The following is a 17921-nucleotide window of genomic DNA, read 5'->3' as shown; positions in this document are numbered from 1 at the left end:
GAGCCGCGAGGGGTGCAAGTCAACGGATGTGACGCGTGTGGGTGCGGGATTGCATACGGTCTTGCGCCGACGGAACCCTGACGCCCGGGTACCGGCAGCGGGCGCGGGCGTTGGGGATGCGGATCCCCTGATGTCCGGCATCGGGCTGCTCGGCATGCGTGAACGCGTCACCGCCCTCGACGGCATCGAGGCGACCCGGCGCATCGCCGCCGACCCGGCCCTGGCCCAGGTGCACGTCGTCATCCTGACCAACTACGGCTTGGACGAATACGTCTTCAACGCGCTGCGCGCCGGCGCCGCCGGATTCCTCGTGCGATCGCCGACCGCATGGTGATCAGCCCGATGACCGCGAAAACCCATATCAACCGGGCCATGGCCAAGCTCCACGCCAACTCCTGACATCCACGGGCGAGCTTCGCAGAGGTGTCGGGCGGCGATCCCGGGCTACCGGTCGGGCATGGGCAGGATTCTGGTCGGCACATGTTCCTGGACGGATCCGGCACTGATGTCCAGTGGCTGGTACCCACCCGGGCGGCGGGACGCGGCGGGGCGGCTGCAGTACTACGCGGAACGGTTCCCCCTGGTGGAGGTGGACGCTACTTACTATGGCCTGCCCAGAGAGCGCAACAGCGGTCTGTGGGTTGAGCGGACACCGAACGGCTTCCGGTTCGACGTAAAGGCATTCTCGCTACTCACGGGGCATCCGACACGCGCCGCAGCCCTGCCCGCCGATCTGCGGGACGCCCAGGCCCGAAACGCCGCGGATCCGGGGCTGCTTGACGAGGTGTGGCAGCGGTTCGCCACGGCACTCGAACCGCTGCGGCGGGCCGGACGGCTGGGCACCGTACTGTTCCAGTTTCCGCCCTGGTTCACGCCCGGTGCCCACGCCGAAGCAGTCCTGCGACAGTGCGCCCAGCGCACGGAAAGGTGGCCGGTCGCCGTGGAGTTCCGGCATCCCGAGTGGTGGCGGGCGGAACGGCGGGACGCGTCCTCACAGTTGCTCGCACGGCTGGGCATGAGCGCTGTGGCTGTGGACATGGCGCAGTCGGTGCCCGACGCGGTCCCTCCGGTCACCACCGTCACCACACCACGGCTGGCGGTCGCACGCTTTCATGGGCGGAGCAAGTCGTGGGGAACCGGCAGCAAGGAGGACCGGTTCCGGCACACGTACACGACCGGCGAACTGGCGGAGTGGTTACCACGGCTGCACTCGATGGCCGACCGTTGCGACGAACTCCACGTCCTGTTCAACAACTGCTGCGCGGACGCCGCCGTACGCGCCGCACAGTCGTTGCGCCAATTGCTCACACCTCGGCCCGGGCCCTGACCTCCCACGTCCGGTGGTCGGCACAGCGCTCGGTTCAGCGGGCGGTGTAGCCGCCGTCGACGAGGTGGTAGCTGCCGTGGATGAAGGACGCGCGGTCGGAGAGGAGGAAGGCGACCAGGTCGGCGACCTCCTCGGGGCGGCCCAGGCGGCCGGTGGCGTGCAGGGCGGTGAGGCCGTTGTAGGCGTCCTGGTCCATGGCCTGCAGGGCGGGGGTCTCGATGAAGCCGGGGCCGACGGCGTTGATACGGATGCCCTTGTCGGCGTACTCGAGCGCGGCAGCCTTGGTCAGGCCGAGGACGCCGTGCTTGGCGGCGACGTAGGCCGAGGAGCCCGCCCAGCCGACGGAGCCGAGGATGGACGCGACGTTGACGATGGCGCCCGCACCGGCGGTCTGCATGGCGGGGATCTCGTAGCGCATCGAGTAGAAGACGCCGTCGAGGTCGGTGCGCACGACACGGTTCCAGACGTCGATGTCGTACTCGCCGACGGGGGTGCCGTCGGCACCGATACCCGCGTTGTTCACGGCCAGGTGCAGGGCGCCGAAGGTGTCGACGGTGAAGCGTACGGCGGCCTCGACCGAGGCGGCGTCGGAGACGTCCACGCGTACGGCGGCCGCCTTGATGCCCTCCGACTTCAGCTGCTCCGCGGCCTCTTCGGCGCCTTCGAGGTTGTAGTCGGCGATGACGACTGCCGCGCCGCTCTGGCCCAGCCGGCGGGCGACGGCGAGGCCGATTCCGGAGGCGGAGCCGGTGACGAAGACTGTCCTGCCGTCGAACTCGGTGGCGTATTCGGTGGTGCTCATGGTCACTCTTTCCTTGCGGTGATGGGGTGGGAAGGGTGGACGGAAGCTGCGGCCACATTGCGGCCCAAGGCTCCGGCCGCCTGTTCGGTGAGGGTGTCGTAGGCGCGGTTCACCCAGGCCGGAAGTCCTGCCGCGTCCTGGTCGCCCCGGTGCTCTTGGCGCGCCCACGTGCGCAGGGCGGCGCTCAGCACCCCGGCGGCGGCCCCGACGACGACGGCGGGGCGCATGTCCTGGGCGGGGTCGGTGCCGAGCCGGTCGGCGATGACCGCGATCGACTCGTCCTGGGCGTCGACGCGGATCCGCTCGTACGCGGCGAACAGCGTCGGTTCGGCGTCCACGAGCCGCAGCAGTTCACGCCACCGCACGTAGGCGCGCCTGCCCAGCGATTCCCGGGCGGCGAGCCACTCCCCCACGGCGTTGCGGTAGGCGATCAGCGGTGGCTCGTCGACGGGGCGTCCCCGCAGAGCGGCGTTGATGCGCGTCCCGTCGGCCCGGGTGAAGTCCAGCGCCGCGTCCTCCTTGCCCTGGAAGTGACGGCTGAAGGTGCGGCGCGTGACATCGGCGCGCTCGGCGATCGCCTCGACGGTGACGGCCGCGACGCCGTGTTCGAGGATCAGGTCGACGGCCGCGGTGGCCATCGCCTCCCGTGTCTGCCGGGCCTTGCGCTGCCTGCGGTCCTCGGCCGGTGCGCCGGCTGGTGTGCCGGTGTCCGGCTCCTTCGCCTTCATGAGTTTCACCGTACACCCATCATGTCCCGTCGAGACTTCTGTCCCATTGAGACATGAACATCTCCCGACAGGGGGCCTACTTTAGCTACCTCCAATTAGCCACAGCCAACCTCGCAATCGCCAAGTTCCAGCAGCACTCTTGACACGCTCACCCGTCTGCCCCTGTGATGGCTAATGCTCAGTAGCCGAAGTCAGGGGTCAAGGTGTCCATCGGGTTCTCGATCGACGAGAGGGTCGCCGACATCGCACGGCGCACCAGCGAATTCGTACGGGAGGTCGTGCTGCCCGAGGAGCAGGCGTGCGACGGGAACGTCCATGACGGACCGGAGCCGCTGCGGCGCAGGCTGCAGGAGGCGGCCAGGGCGGCGGAGGTGTTCGCTCCGCACGTGGGCGCGGAGTGGGGCGGGCTCGGCCTTGATCTCTGCGGGCAGGCCGTGGTGTTCGAGGCGGCCGGGTACTCGCTCCTTGGCCCCCTCGCGCTCAACTGCGCGGCGCCCGACGAGGGCAATATGCACCTGCTCGAAGTGGTCGCCACCGAGGGGCAGAAGGAGCGGTATCTGCGCCCGTTGGCGGCCGGTGAGGTGCGTTCCTGCTTCGCGATGACCGAGCCGGCGCCGGGCGCCGGATCCGATCCCCGTGCGCTGGCCACCACCGCGACGAGGACCCGGGGCGGCTGGCGGATCGACGGCCGCAAGTGGTTCATCAGCGGCGCCGACGGGGCCGGCTTCTCCATCTGCATGGCCCGCACCAGCGGCGTCCCCGGGGACGCGGGCGGCGCGACGATGTTCCTCGTCGACGCCGACAACCCCGGCATGAAGATCGTCCGGAACATCGACACTCTGGATCAGGGCCTGTTCGGCGGGCACAGCGAGGTCGTCCTCGACGGCTGCGAGGTGGGCGACGACGCCGTGCTGGGCCGGGTGGACCAGGGCTTCACACAGGCGCAGGTGCGTCTCGGGCCCGCCCGTATGACGCACTGCATGCGCTGGCTGGGGGTGGCGCGCCGAGCACAGGACATCGCCCTGGAGCGCGCGGCGGACCGCTCGGCCTTCGGCCGGCCGCTGGCCGAACTGGGCATGGTGCAGCAGCTGCTGGCCGACTCCGAGATCGACATCGAGACAAGCCGCGCGGTGCTGTGGCGGGCCTGCTGGGAACTGGACCAGGGCCGCTCGGCCGCCCAGCACACCTCGATCGCCAAGACGTACGTCTCCGAGGCGGTGAACCGGGTCGTCGATCGGGCCGTGCAGGTGTGCGGCGCGCTCGGCATCTCGGGGGACGCGCCGCTGTCGCGGCTGTACCGCGAGGTGCGCCCGTTCCGTATCTACGACGGCCCGTCCGAGACCCACCGCTGGGCCATCGCCAAGCGCGCGGTGCGGGCGGCGCGCGAGCGGAGGGCCGGACGATGACCGCACCCGAGACAGCGACAACTGCCCCCGACACGGCCGTGGTTGGCATCGCCGGTCCTGGCCTGCGGCGCTACTTCGAGCGCCACGTACCGGAGTGCACGGGCCCGTTGAGGGTGAAGCCGCTGCACGGCGGGCGCTCCAATCTCACCTACGACGTGACCGACGGGACGCACCGGTGGGTGCTGCGCCGCCCGCCGCTGGGCGTGCTCACGCCGACCGCGCACGACATGGACCGCGAGTACCGCGTCGTCGCGGCGCTCGACGGCACCGGGGTGCCGGTGGCGCGAGCCGTGCTGTCGTGCACCGACCCGGCGGTGATCGGGGCGCCGTTCTGCGTCGTCGACTTCGTCGAGGGCGCCGTGCTGCGCGACGGCGACGAGGCCGCCGAGCTGCCGCCGGCCGACGCACGACGCAGCGCCGAGGCACTCGTGGACGCCCTGGTGGCACTGCACTCCGTCGACCCCGACGATGTCGGACTCGGCGACTTCGGCCGTCCCGACGGCTATCTCGAGCGCCAGGTGCGGCGGTGGCGCAGCCAGTGGGACAAGGTCGCCACCCGTACGCTGCCCGACCTCGACGCGCTGCACCGCCGGCTCGCCCGCGCCCTGCCCGTCAGCGATACCCCGGCGATCGTGCACGGCGACTACCGCCTCGACAACACCATCCTGGCGCCCGGCGACTTCGGGCGGATCGCCGCGATCGTCGACTGGGAGATGGCCACGCTCGGCGATCCTCTCGCCGACCTCGGGATGCTGCTCATGTACTGGGACCCGACCTGTGAGCCGGTGCTCGGGGCGCGCCACGTCCCGACGGCCAACCCCGGTTTCCCCTCGGGCCGTGAGCTGGCCGAGCGGTATGCCGCAGGGTCCGGCCGGGACATCGCGGACCTGGCCTTCTACCAGGCCCTTGGCTGCTTCAAGCTCGCGGTCATCGCCGAGGGCATCCACGCCCGCTTCTCGGCGGGGCAGACCGTCGGCACCGGCTTCGACCGGGTCGGCTCCGCGGTCCCGGCGCTGCTGGGCTCGGGCCTTGAACTGCTGCCGTGACCACTGGCACGTACGCACGGAACCAAGCGCGTACGCACTGAACCGAGGAGGGTCCGTGCGAGACCGACTGTCCGGAATGATCGCCCTGGTCACCGGCGCGACCGGCGGCATAGGTGACGCCGTCGTGCGCCGGCTGGCCGCCGAGGGTGCCGCGGTGGCGGTGACCGACGTGGACGCCGGGCGCTGCGAGGCGCTGGCGATGGAGCTGACGGACGGCGGGGCGCGGGCGCTCGGCCTGGCGCTCGACGTCAGCGACGAGGAGGCGTGGCGCGCCGCGGTCGACCGTGTCGTCGCCGAGCTGGGCGGCCTGTCGGTGCTCGTCAACAACGCGGGCATCGCCGAGCTGCGGACCGTCGAGACGGAGACCCAGGAGTCCTGGGACAAGGTCATCGCGGTCACCCAGACCGGTGTCTGGCTGGGCATGAAGTACGCGGGGCCCGCGATCGAACGCTCCGGCGGCGGCTCGATCGTCAACATCGCCTCGATCTTCGGTACGGTCGGCGGCTTCGGCAGCCAGTTCTCGTACCACGCGGCCAAGGGCGCGGTCCGGCTGATGACGAAGAACGCCGCACTGCACTGGGCCACGCGCGGCGTGCGCGTCAACTCCATCCACCCCGGCTTCATCGAGACACCCCGCTCCCGCGAACTGTGGCGGGGCACGCCCCGGCACACCGCGATGCTGGAGGGCACCCCGATGGGACGCCTCGGCCGGCCCGACGAGGTCGCGGGGACGGTGGCGTTCCTCGCTTCGAGCGACGCGAGTTTCGTCACCGGCTCCGAGTTGTACGTGGACGGGGGCTGGACGGCGCGCTGACCGACAGACCCGACAGCGGACGGGGCGGTGCGGTGAGGCACCCGCCGTACCCCCTCCTCGGCCGCGCCCCCTTCGTGCGATGTCAGCGCACGCGCGTGTACTGGTTCACGCCACCGACGAACGCCACCGTCGCCTTCTCCTGCAGTACGAGGACATCCAGGTGCGCCGCCGTCTCGTTGACCGCGAGCATCTGGTTGAAGGCGCTGAGGTCGCCGAACGGCACCTCCCGGCGCGTCCACGCGAGCCCCCGCGCCACCGCGTGGGCGTCGAGTGTGTCCTCACCGAGCGCCGCCAAGCTCTTGGCCAGCCGGTCGTCGTGGTGGGCGAGCAGTTCGGCGACCCGGGTGTGCGCGCTGTCGGCGACCGGCCCGTGCGCGGGCAGCAGGCGGGCGTCGGCGTACCGGCTCATCAGCCGCAGCGAGTCCAGGTAGTCGGCGAGCGGACGGCCGCCCGGCTCGGCCAGTTCGAAGCCGATGGACGGCGTGATGTGCGGCAGCACATGGTCCCCGGAGAACAGCAGGCCCCGCTGCTCGTCCAGGAAGACCACATGTCCCTTGGTGTGTCCGGGAGTTGGCACGACATGCAGTTCTCGGTCACCGAAGCGGAGCGTCTCCGCGGCGAGCCAGCGGTCGGGAGCCTCCCACACGCTCGGGTCGTAACCGCCGTGGTCCATCGCCTGGATACGGTCGGCCAGTTCGCCCGCTCCGGCCCTGCGCAGGGTCTCCAGTGAGCCGGCGGGTTCATCGCTGCGCAGCCGGTCGAGCATCTCCAGGCCCGGGCGTTCCCCCGCGCCGAGGTAGACGCGCGAGCCCAGCAGCCGGCGCAGTTCCACCGCATTCGTGTAGTGGTCGCGGTGGATGTGGGTGACCAGGATGTGGCTGATGTCGCCGAGGTCGCGGCCGATGGCGGCCATGGCCTCCTCGAGCGCCTTGCGCGCCTCGGGGATCGCCCAGCCGCCGTCGATCATGACGATGCCGTCGTCGTCGGCCAGGCCCTCCAGCAGGTAGACGTTGACGGCGTGAAGGCCGTCGTTGGGCAGTGGCAGGGGAACGCGGTGCACTCCGGGCTGTACGGTCTGGACTCCGGCGGCGGCCCACGGGCCCTGGTCGAACCGCGCTGTCATGACTCTCCTTACCGATGCACCGCCGCGGATCATGCCGGAGGGCATGCGCGACGGTGCGGTCCGTGAATGTGTGGCCTCGTCAGGCCTGGTCGGGGGTACGGGTATGCAGTCGGACGGCCAGATCCCGGGCCCCGCTCCGGTCGAGCTTGCCCACCTTGGTCTGGGGCAATTCCTCGATGCCGTACACGAATTCGGGCCACTTGGTCTTGGACAGGCCGACACTCTCCAGGTGCCCGGTCACCTCGCCCAGTTCGATGGTGTCGCCGTCCTCGGTGACGACGAGCAGTGCCACGCGTTCGCCCAGCACGTCGTCGGGAACCGCCGCGACACAGGCCCTGGCCACGCGCGGGTAGCTCGCAACCGCGCGCTCGATCTCGGTGATGTCGATATTGCGGCCGCCGCGGATGATGATGTCCTTCTCTCGGCCCATGATGGTGACGGTGCCGTCCTCGTGCGTCATCACCAGGTCGCCGGTGGGCAGATAGCCGTCCTCCGTCAGCGCCGGCGGCTCGACCCTGCCGTCGCGGGCGTAACCGAGGAAGAGGGAGGGACCGCGCACCTGCGCGCGGCCGGTCACGCCGGGTCCGGCCACCTGCCCGTCGGGAGTGAGCGCGCGCACGTGCGTACCCGGGAAGGGGCGGCCGTCCCTGCCGAGCCGGATCTCCTCGGGTTCGTCGGGGCTCGGCGAGGTGTGGCCGAGGCACTCGGACATGCCGAAGACGCGGAGGATCTTCGTGCCCAGGGACTGTTCGGCGCGGGCCAGGGCCCCGCGGTCCATCGGCCCGCCGCCGACGGTGATCGACCGGACGCCGCTGAGGATGCCGGAGCCTGCCGCCTCGGTGCCCATCTGCAGCGCCATCGTCGGTACGCACATGGTCCAGCGGACGTCGGCGTCGGCCATCCGCCGCAGCACGGCGGCCCTGTCCCACTTCCCTGTCATCACGAGCGGCCCGCGCAGCAGGAGGGAGAGGTAGACACCGAAGCAGTACGCCGCCGTCGACGACAGCGGCACGATCGCGGCGACGGCATCGCCGGGCGACAGGCCGTTGACGGCGATGGTGCTCTCGGCGGCATAGCGCAGGGCCGGCTCGGACTGTACGACGCCCTTGGGCCGTCCGGTCGACCCGGAGGTGAGGCCGATCAGGGCACCGCCCGACCAGCGCGACACCTCACGTCTGCCGGGTGCGGACAGGCACCTCCAGCCGTCGAGCACGGTCTGCTCCGGGCCCGGCAGCCGTTCGGGCACCGCCCACTCGTCGATCGCCGAGGGCTCGGCGACGACGGCATCCGGGCGGATGTCCTCCCAGGCCGCGGCGAACTCGGCCTGTGTGGTGTGCCGATTGACCACCGCGATCACTCCGCCGCTCAGGCCCACGGCAAGAGTGGCGGCGACGGTACGCCATGAGTTGTCGGCCTGGACCATGACGGTGCCGCCCCCTCCGCCGGCCGTGCCGATGGCCGGCGCTCCGGCCAGCCGCGTGGCCTCGCCGAGCAGCTCCCGTGCCGTATGGACGCCCGTGTCGTCGATGACGGCAACGAAGTCGGCCAGATCCGCCTTCTGTTGGAACTCCCGCACTACCTGTCGCATCTTGTCCCTCGCTGCGCGTGCCGAACTCCGTCTACTGAACGCCGCCGAGCATCTCCGCCTCGTGCCCCATCACCGCGATGCGGCGGCCCTTCATGTCGCCGACCTGTGCCACGGCATCGGCCCATTCGCGGCTCGCGAGGGCCTTCTTGAGGTCTTCCGGGGAGTCGAAGCCGAGCACGGAGATTCCGTCCCAGCCTTCGGAGCGCGGCTCCAGGGCGGCATCGATCTCGGTGTGCCGCCAGGAGCGCAGTCCGGGCAGGCGGTAGGTCAGCTCCGCGTGGTCGCCGCGCCACCACTCGATGAACTGCTCGTGCGTCCACTCCGGAGGCCGGGCTGCCAGCAGGACGAGGTTGTACATGACGGTCCTCCGTACGCGATCGGGTCCCAGTGTTCGGGTCAGTGTCTGGTCAGTCGAAGCGGATCTCGGACGAGCGGCCGATCAGCAGGCGCTGAAGCCGGCCTTCGCCGTTCACCCGCCCCGCGGCGACGAAGCTCGCCTCGGGGACACCGGCGCGTCGTACCTCCCCCAGGAACAGCTCGTCCTGGCCGAGCGTGGTCGCCGACAGCCGATGGTGGGTGCGGGTGCCCTTCTCGCGCTGTTCGAGGTAGCCGACGAGGGCGGCGCGGTCGCCGGCGAAGTCGGTGGCGTTGCCGTCACCGGTGGAGAACAGGATGGAGAGCGAGAAGTCGTCGCTGATCAGGTCGAGGATCTTGGACGGCTCGTCCCCGTCGAGGATCTCGAACCATGCGGTGAGGAAGGGGGCGGCGGTCGAGGTGTCCGTCATGTCCGGCTCCCGTCGTTCGTGGACTGCCCGGACCAGTCGACGAGCTCGAAGGAAGTGGTGAAGAAGGACTGGTAGCGCGCCAGGAGTCCGGCGGGCGATACGACCGCCGCGGACAGGAAGGAACCGGTGTACCGCCCGCCCTCCGTCACCACCCCGTAGACGGTTTCGACGTCGCCGTCCCGGCTGTAGCGCAGGATCTCGTGCGCCCGGTCCACGGGATTGCGGCCGGCGATGTATGCGGCGAAGTCCTCCTTCGACTTGCCGATGACCTCCTTGCCCGGCAGGGCGATGAGGAAGCGGAAGTCGGGTTCGAGCAGGTCCAGTGTCCGCTCGGGACGCCCACTGTCCATGCTGGCCATGTACGCACGCAACGCCATAGGAGCCCCTTCAGATCAACCTGAGTCAAATTCAATTCAGTTTGGATGGTAATCCCGTGGAAACAGACCTGGCAATAGTGCGTCACGAAGCTTCCGCGGCGGTAGCGCGGCGCCGGAAGCGGGAACGACGAAGCCCCCTGGCGGATGTCCGGCAGGGGGCAAGGAGGAGAGCGGGGCGGGCCGCTCAGGGCGTCACGTGGCGACCATCCGTACGCAGGCGCCCTCGATCAGTTCGCTGACCTCCGACAGCGGTGTCGGCCCCGACGGCCGGTACCACCGCCAGACGCTGACGATCAGGCCGAGCAAGCTCGAGCCCAGCAGTTGCGCGTCCCGCAGCGGGAACGCGCCCTGCGACATGCCCCGTACGAGAAGGTTCGTCCAGTCCCGCTCGACGAGTTGGACCAGCTGACGGGCCGCGACGCGTTCGGCCTCCTCACGCTTGGACTTCCGGGCGCCCGAGAGCAGATCCATGTGGTTCTGCAGGATGCGCATCTGCAGGACCTCCTGGTCGGAGACGTCGTACGCCGCGCGTACGGCCGCCCGCAGCGCCTCGACCGGGTCGGCGACGTCCACGGTCGCCTCCGTGAACTTGTCGTGGGAGCGCTGGAGCTCCAGCCGCATGATGGTGAGCAGGCAGTGGGTCTTCGACTCGAAGTAGTGATACAGCGCCGTCTGCCCGATGCCGACCCGCTCCGCCACGGTGGACCACTTGGTGGCCTCGAACCCTGTCTCGCCGAAGCAGTCGACGGCAGCCGCCAGAATGGCGGCACGCTTGGACCTCGGCCCCGCTTCCGGTTCAACGATCCTTGTCGCCATGACCTACCTGTCTCCTGGCTGCCGCCCACCTCGTAGGTACCCGAGAGTAGCCCCAAGCTGAACTCAGTTGCCAATCGACTTCAGGTCAAAGGCGCTCGAGCACTGTCGCATTGGCCATGCCACCGCCCTCGCACATCGTCTGCAGCCCATAGCGTGAGCCGGTCCTGCGCAGCTGATGGACGAGCGTGGTCATCAGCCGGGCGCCGGTGGCGCCGAGCGGATGCCCGAGCGCGATGGCGCCGCCGAAGGCGTTGACCCGTTCCTCGGCGGCGCCGATCTCCTTCTGCCAGGCCAGCACCACGGAGGCGAAGGCCTCGTTGATCTCGACCAGGTCGATCTCGTCGATCGACAGTCCGGCCCTGTCCAGGACCTTCTCGGTGGCGGGGATCGGACCGGTCAGCATGTGGATCGGGTCGGAGCCGACCACAGCCATGGTGTGCACGCGTGCGAGCGGGGTCAGACCGTGGCGGCGTACCGCCTCCCCGGAGGCGATCAGCAGGGCGGCGGCACCGTCGGAGATCTGGCTGGCGACGGCGGCGGTCAGCCGGCCGTCCTCGGTGAGGGTCTTCAGTCCCGCCATCTTCTCGAGCGTGGTGTCGGCGCGCGGGCCCTCGTCGGCGGCGAGCCCGAACGCCGGGGTGATCTCGTCGTCGAAGACGCCGTCGGCCTGGGCGGCGAGGGCCCGCTGGTGGCTGGTGAGCGCGAACCGCTCCATGTCCGTACGGGAGATGCCCCACTTCTCGGCGATCAGCTCGGCCCCGCGGAACTGCGACACCTCCTGGTCCCCGAAGTGCTCGCGCCAGCCGTCGCCCGCGAACGGGCTGCCCATGCCGGCCTGTTCGCCGACGAACATCGGGCTCGCGATGGGCACCAGGCTCATCACCTCCACGCCGCCGGCGACCACCAGGTCGGCGGCGCCGGAGCCGACCGCCTGGGCGGCGAAGTGCACGGCCTGCTGGGAGGAGCCGCACTGGCGGTCGATGGTGGTACCGGGGACGTGCTGCGGCAGTCCCGCCGACAGCCAGGCGGTGCGTGCGATGTTCCCGGTCTGTGCGCCGATCTGGCTGACGCACCCGAAGTACACGTCGTCGACCGCGCCCGGGTCGGCGCCGGTGCGCTCCAGCAGGGCGCGCAGCACATGGGCGCCGAGGTCGGCGGGGTGCACACCGCTGAGCGCGCCCTTGCGGCGGCCGACGGGGGTGCGGACGGCTCCGACGATGAATGCTTCCGACACGGTGGGCAGGCTGGGCACGGTGGGCTCCATGGGTTTCGGGTACGGGATCAGGTTCCGGAGATCCTGGGCGGTACGCGCGTGAAGTCCGGCGTCCGCTTGTCGAGGAAGGCGGCGACGCCCTCGCGGCCCGCGTCGGAGGCGGCCGCGGCGGCGAGCGCACGTGCCTCGCGGTCCAGGTGCGGGCCCAGGTCCTCGGTCAGCCCGGCGGCGACGAGCCGGCGGGTGGTGCCGAGGGCGGCGGTGGGTCCGCGGCGCAGGGCCCCGGCCGTGCGCGCGGCCTCGGCGGCCAGCTGGTCGGTGGCGACGACCCGGCTCACCAGTCCGATCGCCGCGGCTTCCGCCGCCGGTATGCGGCGGTTGGTCAGCAGCAGATCCAGCGCTCGCTTGGGTCCGACGAGCCGGGGCAGGAACCAGCTGACTCCGGCGTCCGGTGAGTAGCCGATACCGGTGTACGCGGCGGTGAACGAGGCGTTGTCGGCGGCGAGGGTGACGTCGGCGGCCGCGGCCAGGCCGATGCCCGCGCCGGCGACCGCGCCCCGCACGGCGGCCACCATCGGCGCGTCGATCGCGGCGAACGTACGCAGAGCCTCGTGCAGCGCGTCGGTCACCGCGGTGAGGTGCTTCTTCAGTGCCTCGCCGGAGAGCCGGGAGAACTCCCTGAGATCGCCGCCGACGCAGAAGGACTTCCCCTCGCCGGTGAGCAGCACGGCCCGTACGGTCCCGCGCTCGCAGGCTCGCGCCGCGTCGAGGAGTCCGCGCGCCATGTCGAGGCCGATGGCGTTGCCCGCCTCGCCCCGGCGCAGGGTGACGTGGGCCAGACCGTCGCCGTGGATGTCGATGCCGACGCTCATCGCGCCGTCCAGCCGCCGTCGACGGTCAGGACCTGCCCGGTGCAGTACGAGGAGGCGTCCGAGGCGAGGTACAGCAGCGCGCCGTCGAGTTCATGACCGTCGCCGCCGCGCCGCAGCAGGGTGTTGCGCTCGACCCAGCGGCTGGAGCGCTCGTCGCCGAAGAGGTCCGCCGTCATCTCGGTGCGGAACCAGCCCGGGGCGAGGGCGTTGACGCGGATGCCGCTCGCGCCCCACTGTCCGGCCAGCTCCCGGGTCAGCCCGATCAGTCCGGCCTTGGACGCCGAGTAGCTCGCGCCGCCGAGAGGGGCGGCGCTCACCAGGCCGAGGATGGAGGAGACGTTGATGATGCTTGTGCCGCCCGCTTGACCGGGCCCTTCGGCGATGAGCCGGGCGAGGTGAAAGGGAGCGGTGAGGTTGACGCCCAGGACGTCGGCGAAGGCTTCCGGGGACTCGTCCTCGGCGCGCGTCTCGCCGGACGTCGCCGCGTTGTTGACCAGGACGTCGATGCGGCCGGTGGCGGCCAGTGCCGTCTCCGTCAGCCGCGTACGGTCGGCTTCGAGGGACACGTCGCAGGCGACGGGGTGGATGCGCGCGTCGGAGTCGGCGAGTTCCTTCAGCCGGTCGGTGCGGCGGGCGGCGGCGAACACGGTGGCGCCGGCCTGCGCGAGGACGGCGGCGAAGCGTGCGCCGAGCCCGGCGGAAGCGCCGGTGACGATCGCTGTCCTGCCCTCCAGTGAGAAGAGTTCGGCGGCGGATCGCGGCGCGCTCACTCGTCCACCCCGATCGGCAGGGCGGTCGCGCCGCCGTCGAGCACCAGGGTCTGGCCGGTCATCCAGGAGGAGGCGTCGGAGGCCAGGAACAGCGCCGCGTTGGCCACGTCGTCCACCGTGCCGAGGCGCCGCAGCGGCAGCTTGGCGGTGAGGATGGGCTCGCGCACCTCCCACACCGCCCGCGCCAGCTCCGTCTTGATCAGTCCGGGGGCGATGGCGTTCACCCGTGCCCGCGGCCCGAGTTCGTAGGCGAGCTGCCGGGTCATGTGCAGCATGGCGGCCTTGGTGGCGTTGTAGTAGCCGATGTGCGGATCGACGATCAGCCCGCCGACGGAGGCGATGTTGACCACCGCTCCCCCGTGCTCGGCCATCCAGGCCCGCCAGGCGTACCGGGTCCAGGCGATCATGCCGTACTGGTTGACGCGAACGGTCTTCTCCGCGCGCGACAGGTCCAGGTCGAGCAGATCGCCGTGGTACGGGTTGGTCGCCGCGTTGTTGACGAGGATGTCGACCCTGCCGAAGCGGATCATGGTCTCGTCGACGCAGGCCTCGGCCTGGTCGGGCTCACCGGCGTTGGCCACCACCGTGTGGACGTCGCCGTCGCCCTTCACCCGCAGCAACTCCTCGCGCGCTGCGGCGAGTCCGGCCGCCTTGCGGGCCGCGATCACCACGTGCGCTCCGGCCGCCCGGTAGGCGGTGGCGATGCCCAGGCCGATGCCGCGGGATCCGCCGGTGATGACGGCGACCCGGCCGCGGAGGGTGTTGCCGCCGCCGTCGTAGGTGTTGGCGCTCACGCTGCCCCCGTCTTCGTGTCGGTCTTCTTGTACTTGGCGAGTTCCTGGCGGGCGACGGTCCGCAGATGCACCTCGTCCGGGCCGTCGGCAATCCGCAGCGCCCGCGTGATGGCGTACAGCCGGGCCAGTACGGTGTCGTCGCTGACTCCCGCCGCGCCGTGTGCCTGCACCGCGCGGTCGACCACCTTGTGGGCGACCTCCAGCGCCGCGACCTTGATCGCGGCGACCTCCATGCGGGCGGCGGCGTTGCCGACGGTGTCCATCAGCCAGGCGGACTTCAGGACGAGGAGGCGCAGCTGCTCGATCTCGATGCGGCTGCGGGCGATCCACTCGCGCACCACGCCCTGGTCGGCGAGGGGCCCGCCGAAGGCGATGCGTGCGGTGACGCGCTCGCACATCAGCTGCAGGGCGCGTTCGGCGAAGCCGACGGCGCGCATCGCGTAGTGCATCCGCCCCGGACCGAGCCGCCCCTGGGCGAGCGCGAAGCCCTCGCCCTCGCCCCTGAGGATGTTCTCCACCGGCACGCGGACGTCCTCGAAGAGCACGTCACCGTGTCCGAGCCGGTCGGTGTAGCCGAACATCGGCAGGTCGCGCAGGACTGTGATGCCCGGGGTGTCCCGGGGGATGAGCAGCATGCTCTGCTGCCGGTAGGTGGGCGCGTCCGGGTCGGTCTTGCCCATCAGGATGATCAGTTTGCAGTCGGGGTCGAGGATCCCGGACGTGTACCACTTGCGGCCATTGACGACGTAGCTGTCGCCGTCGCGGGTGATACGGGTGCGGATGTTGCGGGCGTCAGAGCTGGCGACCTCCGGCTCGGTCATGGCGAAGCACGAGCGGATCTCCGCGTCCAGCAGGGGCTTGAGCCAGCGTTCCTGCTGCTCGGGTGTGCCGTACAGCGCGAGCAGTTCCATGTTGCCGGTGTCGGGCGCCGAGCAGTTGAACACCTCGGGGCCGATGACGGAGCGGCCCGCCAGCTCGGCGAGCGGCGCGTACTCGAGGTTGGTGAGCCCCGCGCCCCAGTCACCGTGCGCCATGAACAGGTTCCACAGGCCCTCGGCCCGTGCCTTCTCCTTCAGTTCGGTCATCACGGACGGCAGCGCGTGCGGATCGTCCGCCTCGGCCAGCTGCCGGTCGTAGACCGCTTCCGCGGGGAAGACGTGCTGGTCCATGAACGACCGCATGCGGTCCTGGAGTTCACTCGCCCGTGGCGAGAATCCGAAATCCACGATTGCTCCTGTCCGGGGTGCCGGGGTTCGTGTGGTCGGTCCGGATCAGCCGAGGATGTCGCGTGCCGTGCGGATCATCGCGGCGATGGTGGGCGGCAGTCGCTCCTGGTCCGGGTCGTGGTGCTTGCCCTCGCGGTGCCGGCGCAGGTTGTGGCCCATGATCGCGGCCATCTTCATGCGGCCGAGCGCCCGGAACCAGTCCATCGCGGGCAGCGCGGGCCGGCCGTCGAGATAGGCGTCCAGCAGTTCGGCCTCGGTGGGCAGGCCGGGTACGGCGCGCCCCAGCTGAGGGAAGTTGCGGTGGTCGGCGAAGAGCAGGAACCAGCCGAGGTCGATGCGCGGGTCGCCGACGCTCCAGATCTCCCAGTCGACGACGGCCACCGCGCGCTCGCCGACGCACAGCACGTTGCCGAGCCGGAAGTCGCCGTGGAGCAGAACCGGTGGGAGGCCGCCGGGCACATCAGCGGCGAGGCGGGCCAGCAACTCCTCGCCGCCCGGCCGGAGTTCGGGTGGCACGGCGTGCAGGGTGCGGCTCCATCGCTCCAACTCACCTGCCGCGTCGAGCGGTTCGGGTGCGTCGAGCCCGGGCGTACGGGTGTCGGTGGCGTGCAGCCGCCGCAGGACGGAAGCGATCTCCAGCATTCTGGCGCGGGCCGTGGCGGCGGGCACCTCGGGCTCGTCGAGTACGGGCTCGACGGCCTCCCCGGCCGCGAAGTCCATGGCGAACCACGCTGGTTGTGTCTCGTCGACTGCGGCGACGCCCGGCACCGGCACCGCGGACCCGGCCAGCGCACCCAGTACCCGCGCCTGGCGCAGCACATCGTTGCGTCCCACGGGCCGCTGCCCCGGAGGCACCGCCTTGACGACGTACTTGGCATCGCCTGCCGTAACCGAGTACGTCAGCCCCGAGTGGCCGCCGGGCAGCACCGTCAACTCGCCTATGGGAGTGCCTGGATGACGGCGGGCGAGCCGGTCGCGGACCCGGACGGCCAGCTGAGGCACCTCGGTGGCCGTGCTCATCGGACGGGCTCCTTGGGCAGCGGCTCTTTGGGCAGGCCGAGGACGCGTTCGGCGAGGATGTTGTGCTGGATCTCGTCGGTGCCGCCCGCGATGCTGTAGCCAGGAGCGCCGAGCAGGTGCTCCGTCCAGGCGTAGGTGCCCCACTCCCCCGTGTCCGCGACGAGGCTCGGGCCCAGCAGTTCCGAGACCAGATCGCTGGTGCGCCGCATGGTCTCGGTGGCGTAGAGCTTGCCGACCGAGGCCTCCGCGCCGGGCTCTCGTCCGGCGACGAGGGCGGCGGTCACCCGCAGTCCGATGAGCCGCTGGACGAGGGTGCGGATGTGGAGGTCGGCGGCCCGCTGCTGTTCGCTGCCGGTGAGCGGGCGGGGCAGGTTCCCGGCCAGTTCCAGTGCCCGGTCGGCGTTGTCCAGGCCGAGGTTGCCGGAGTCGAGCCGCTCGGCGGCCAGCACACTGAGCGTGACCCGCCAGCCCTCGCCGACCGGTCCCAGCCGGTCGGTGTCGGGCACCATCACGCCGTCCAGGTAGACCTCGTTGAAGCTGGTGCCGCCGGTCATCTGCTGGATGGGCCGTACCGTCACGCCCGGCGCGTCCATGCGCACCAGGAAGACGGTGATGCCGGCGTGCTTGCGTACCTCCGGATCGGTACGGCACACCGCGACGCCCCAGGTTGCGACGCGGGCCCCGGAGGTCCACACCTTGTGCCCGTTCAGCACCCAGTTGTCGCCGTCGCGCACCGCCTTCGTCCGCACCGCGGCGAGGTCGGATCCGGCCTCGGTCTCCGAGAACAGCTGGCAGGCCAGCTCGTCGGTGCGGAGCATGGGCCGCAGCCAGCGCTGCTTCTGCTCCTCCGTGCCCCAGATACCGATCGCGGGGGCGACGAGCTGCTGCGTCACCGGGAAGACCTCGGTGCGGTGCGGCACGTCGAAGGCCGCCTCTTCGGTCCGGTAAAGCTGCTCGTAGTACGCGGGCAGGTCCCGGCCTCCGTACGCCTGCTGCCAGTTGAGCGCACCCCAGCCGTGGTCGTAGCGGGTGCGTTCCCATTCCTGGATGCGGGCGGTGTGCTCGTGTTCCTGTTCCTCGCTCCAGTTCTCGAAGACGGCGACGGAGTCGGAGCCGCTGCCCCACTCGCCGTGCTCCGCGCGCGGCCGGGCGACCGTGGCGAGCCACTGCCTGGCCTGGGCACGGAACTCCTCGGGTTCCGGGATGGCGCTCAT

19 protein-coding genes and 1 pseudogene are annotated in these 17921 nt (G+C 71.0%); 5 read left to right on the top strand and 15 right to left on the bottom strand.

All coding sequences use genetic code 11. The features are described 5' to 3' along the window. Positions 1-163: 163 nt before the first annotated feature. Positions 164-399, top strand: a pseudogene (locus KCH48_RS03085) (hypothetical protein); the annotation flags it as partial. Positions 400-457: 58 nt separating this feature from the next. Continuing rightward, positions 458-1327 carry a DUF72 domain-containing protein gene (locus KCH48_RS03080; RefSeq protein ID WP_210570137.1) on the top strand — a complete coding sequence of 290 codons (870 nt, stop codon included), beginning with the start codon at positions 458-460 and terminating at the stop codon, positions 1325-1327. A gap of 34 nt (positions 1328-1361) precedes the next feature. Here KCH48_RS03080 and KCH48_RS03075 read toward each other — a convergent pair whose 3' ends face one another. Both KCH48_RS03075 and KCH48_RS03070 read right to left on the bottom strand, forming a co-directional pair. Then, positions 1362-2129 (bottom strand): SDR family NAD(P)-dependent oxidoreductase, encoded by a 768-nt coding sequence (locus tag KCH48_RS03075; RefSeq protein ID WP_210570134.1) that lies wholly within the window; start codon positions 2127-2129, stop codon positions 1362-1364. A gap of 2 nt (positions 2130-2131) precedes the next feature. Then, positions 2132-2857: a TetR/AcrR family transcriptional regulator gene (locus tag KCH48_RS03070; RefSeq protein WP_210570132.1), complete on the bottom strand. Its 726-nt coding sequence runs from the start codon at positions 2855-2857 to the stop codon at positions 2132-2134. Between the two features lie 203 nt (positions 2858-3060). Between KCH48_RS03070 and KCH48_RS03065 the strand changes: the two genes are divergently transcribed. The 3 genes from KCH48_RS03065 to KCH48_RS03055 are packed head-to-tail and all read left to right on the top strand — an operon-like array spanning position 3061 to position 6123. Continuing rightward, positions 3061-4263, top strand: coding sequence for an acyl-CoA dehydrogenase family protein (locus KCH48_RS03065; protein WP_210570130.1), 1203 nt, complete (start codon positions 3061-3063; stop codon positions 4261-4263). After that, positions 4260-5309 carry a phosphotransferase family protein gene (locus KCH48_RS03060; protein ID WP_210570127.1) on the top strand — a complete coding sequence of 350 codons (1050 nt, stop codon included), beginning with the start codon at positions 4260-4262 and terminating at the stop codon, positions 5307-5309. The genes KCH48_RS03065 and KCH48_RS03060 overlap by 4 nt, the downstream gene beginning before the upstream one ends. A gap of 55 nt (positions 5310-5364) precedes the next feature. Beyond that, positions 5365-6123 (top strand): SDR family NAD(P)-dependent oxidoreductase, encoded by a 759-nt coding sequence (locus KCH48_RS03055; RefSeq protein WP_210570125.1) that lies wholly within the window; start codon positions 5365-5367, stop codon positions 6121-6123. Positions 6124-6205: 82 nt separating this feature from the next. On the opposite strand, the gene KCH48_RS03050 is transcribed toward KCH48_RS03055, so the two are convergent. From KCH48_RS03050 to KCH48_RS02990, 13 genes are all read right to left on the bottom strand, one after another. After that, entirely contained in the window at positions 6206-7246 is a 1041-nt protein-coding gene (locus KCH48_RS03050; protein WP_210570123.1) for an MBL fold metallo-hydrolase, read from the bottom strand. A gap of 79 nt (positions 7247-7325) precedes the next feature. Next, complete coding sequence (locus tag KCH48_RS03045; RefSeq protein ID WP_210570120.1) at positions 7326-8834, bottom strand: class I adenylate-forming enzyme family protein; 1509 nt, start codon at positions 8832-8834, stop codon at positions 7326-7328. A 31-nt stretch (positions 8835-8865) separates the two neighbouring features. Continuing rightward, positions 8866-9192 carry an EthD family reductase gene (locus KCH48_RS03040; RefSeq protein ID WP_210570118.1) on the bottom strand — a complete coding sequence of 109 codons (327 nt, stop codon included), beginning with the start codon at positions 9190-9192 and terminating at the stop codon, positions 8866-8868. Positions 9193-9241: 49 nt separating this feature from the next. Further along, positions 9242-9619 carry a hypothetical protein gene (locus tag KCH48_RS03035; protein ID WP_165256547.1) on the bottom strand — a complete coding sequence of 126 codons (378 nt, stop codon included), beginning with the start codon at positions 9617-9619 and terminating at the stop codon, positions 9242-9244. Beyond that, positions 9616-9996: a nuclear transport factor 2 family protein gene (locus tag KCH48_RS03030; protein ID WP_210570116.1), complete on the bottom strand. Its 381-nt coding sequence runs from the start codon at positions 9994-9996 to the stop codon at positions 9616-9618. Before KCH48_RS03030 ends, KCH48_RS03035 begins: the two co-directional genes overlap by 4 nt. 192 nt (positions 9997-10188) lie before the next feature. Beyond that, the gene (locus KCH48_RS03025) at positions 10189-10812 is read right to left on the bottom strand and encodes a TetR/AcrR family transcriptional regulator (protein WP_210570114.1); all 624 of its coding nucleotides are present in this window, start codon (positions 10810-10812) and stop codon (positions 10189-10191) included. 85 nt (positions 10813-10897) lie between these two features. Beyond that, complete coding sequence (locus tag KCH48_RS03020; RefSeq protein WP_210570112.1) at positions 10898-12046, bottom strand: acetyl-CoA C-acetyltransferase; 1149 nt, start codon at positions 12044-12046, stop codon at positions 10898-10900. Between the two features lie 47 nt (positions 12047-12093). Further along, positions 12094-12897 (bottom strand): enoyl-CoA hydratase/isomerase family protein, encoded by an 804-nt coding sequence (locus KCH48_RS03015; RefSeq protein WP_210570110.1) that lies wholly within the window; start codon positions 12895-12897, stop codon positions 12094-12096. After that, complete coding sequence (locus tag KCH48_RS03010; protein ID WP_210570107.1) at positions 12894-13667, bottom strand: SDR family NAD(P)-dependent oxidoreductase; 774 nt, start codon at positions 13665-13667, stop codon at positions 12894-12896. Before KCH48_RS03010 ends, KCH48_RS03015 begins: the two co-directional genes overlap by 4 nt. Next, entirely contained in the window at positions 13664-14461 is a 798-nt protein-coding gene (locus KCH48_RS03005; RefSeq protein WP_210570105.1) for an SDR family oxidoreductase, read from the bottom strand. The genes KCH48_RS03010 and KCH48_RS03005 overlap by 4 nt, the downstream gene beginning before the upstream one ends. Next, the gene (locus KCH48_RS03000; RefSeq protein ID WP_210570104.1) at positions 14458-15687 is read right to left on the bottom strand and encodes an acyl-CoA dehydrogenase family protein; all 1230 of its coding nucleotides are present in this window, start codon (positions 15685-15687) and stop codon (positions 14458-14460) included. The genes KCH48_RS03005 and KCH48_RS03000 overlap by 4 nt, the downstream gene beginning before the upstream one ends. 45 nt (positions 15688-15732) lie before the next feature. Further along, the gene (locus KCH48_RS02995; RefSeq protein WP_210570099.1) at positions 15733-16707 is read right to left on the bottom strand and encodes a phosphotransferase family protein; all 975 of its coding nucleotides are present in this window, start codon (positions 16705-16707) and stop codon (positions 15733-15735) included. Continuing rightward, complete coding sequence (locus tag KCH48_RS02990; protein WP_210570097.1) at positions 16704-17921, bottom strand: acyl-CoA dehydrogenase family protein; 1218 nt, start codon at positions 17919-17921, stop codon at positions 16704-16706. Before KCH48_RS02990 ends, KCH48_RS02995 begins: the two co-directional genes overlap by 4 nt.

It is taken from the genome of Streptomyces sp. GESEQ-4, assembly GCF_017948455.1.
In the GTDB taxonomy this organism is placed as follows: Bacteria; Actinomycetota; Actinomycetes; order Streptomycetales; family Streptomycetaceae; genus Streptomyces.
This window is presented reverse-complemented; position numbering and strand designations above follow the sequence as displayed.

What these genes read in the sequence shown, in the direction of transcription:
- KCH48_RS02995 (WP_210570099.1), bottom strand. Translation starts at nt 16,707, where the DNA reads ATGAGCACGGCCACCGAGGTGCCTCAGCTGGCCGTCCGGGTCCGCGAC.
- KCH48_RS03060 (WP_210570127.1), top strand. Translation starts at nt 4,260, where the DNA reads ATGACCGCACCCGAGACAGCGACAACTGCCCCCGACACGGCCGTGGTT.
- KCH48_RS03025 (WP_210570114.1), bottom strand. Translation starts at nt 10,812, where the DNA reads ATGGCGACAAGGATCGTTGAACCGGAAGCGGGGCCGAGGTCCAAGCGT.
- KCH48_RS03015 (WP_210570110.1), bottom strand. Translation starts at nt 12,897, where the DNA reads ATGAGCGTCGGCATCGACATCCACGGCGACGGTCTGGCCCACGTCACC.
- KCH48_RS03040 (WP_210570118.1), bottom strand. Translation starts at nt 9,192, where the DNA reads ATGTACAACCTCGTCCTGCTGGCAGCCCGGCCTCCGGAGTGGACGCAC.
- KCH48_RS03030 (WP_210570116.1), bottom strand. Translation starts at nt 9,996, where the DNA reads ATGGCGTTGCGTGCGTACATGGCCAGCATGGACAGTGGGCGTCCCGAG.
- KCH48_RS03080 (WP_210570137.1), top strand. Translation starts at nt 458, where the DNA reads ATGGGCAGGATTCTGGTCGGCACATGTTCCTGGACGGATCCGGCACTG.
- KCH48_RS03035 (WP_165256547.1), bottom strand. Translation starts at nt 9,619, where the DNA reads ATGACGGACACCTCGACCGCCGCCCCCTTCCTCACCGCATGGTTCGAG.
- KCH48_RS03050 (WP_210570123.1), bottom strand. Translation starts at nt 7,246, where the DNA reads ATGACAGCGCGGTTCGACCAGGGCCCGTGGGCCGCCGCCGGAGTCCAG.
- KCH48_RS03075 (WP_210570134.1), bottom strand. Translation starts at nt 2,129, where the DNA reads ATGAGCACCACCGAATACGCCACCGAGTTCGACGGCAGGACAGTCTTC.
- KCH48_RS03045 (WP_210570120.1), bottom strand. Translation starts at nt 8,834, where the DNA reads ATGCGACAGGTAGTGCGGGAGTTCCAACAGAAGGCGGATCTGGCCGAC.
- KCH48_RS02990 (WP_210570097.1), bottom strand. Translation starts at nt 17,921, where the DNA reads ATGAGCGCCATCCCGGAACCCGAGGAGTTCCGTGCCCAGGCCAGGCAG.
- KCH48_RS03070 (WP_210570132.1), bottom strand. Translation starts at nt 2,857, where the DNA reads ATGAAGGCGAAGGAGCCGGACACCGGCACACCAGCCGGCGCACCGGCC.